Source organism: Methylobacter sp. BlB1 (assembly GCF_015476545.1).
Taxonomy (GTDB): Bacteria; Pseudomonadota; Gammaproteobacteria; order Methylococcales; family Methylomonadaceae; genus Methylobacter.
The window spans coordinates 1-694 of the sequence record NZ_JADMKV010000211.1 but is presented as its reverse complement, the minus strand read 5'-3'; the positions used below and the strand labels follow the sequence as shown (position 1 = coordinate 694).

Annotated in this window: 1 protein-coding gene; it reads left to right on the top strand. The window is 44.2% G+C overall.

Annotated elements, in window-relative coordinates; genetic code table 11:
* Positions 1-328: 328 nt before the first annotated feature.
* Positions 329-634, top strand: coding sequence for a panthothenate synthetase (locus IT781_RS22075; RefSeq protein ID WP_194972313.1), 306 nt, complete (start codon positions 329-331; stop codon positions 632-634).
* Positions 635-694: the final 60 nt, after the last annotated feature.

The window sequence follows — 694 nt, the reverse complement described above, 5'->3', positions numbered from 1 at the left end:
AGCTTGCAAAACGGAGGAGTCCATATATGCGGTGAGGTACGAACCGCATCGTTCGTGATCGATGCGCATCACTGCGTTCAGCGCATCCTACGAGCTGAAACTGGAAAAAATTGGATGCTGATTAACAATTAGAAATGATCCTTTTGGAATTATCTCGGTCTATTTATCACACATAAGATATGGGTTATACCGTTTAAAAAATTTAGCATTGAAGCTGGATTCTTAACAATAAAGCAGGAAAACATATACGTTAGCTAGGTCCATATAATCACTTATTAGGCGTATCCGGCACCGCCTTCAAATGCTGTGACAAAAGAGGGGTCATCACATGAAAATGTTACTTACGGTCGAATTCCCACCTGAGCCATTCAATTCCCTCGTCAGAAACGGCAGGGTGGGAGAAATCATTGAACGTATCCTCGAAACAATCAAGCCAGAGATGGTCTACTTCACGGAGCAAGACGGGAAACGGGGTGGAATCTTTGTTGTTAACGTACAAACTCCATCGGATGTGCCAGCCTTTGCAGAGCCCTTTTTCCTCAATTTCGAGGCCTGTTGTAAATTTCGTATTCTGATGAGTCCGGAGGAGTTGCAAAAAGCTGACCTGGAGGGACTAGGCAAGAAGTGGGGATGATATTCGCCTAACGAATAAGGTTAGATTGTGTGAGCAAAGCGAACCACAATCTGAACCGGT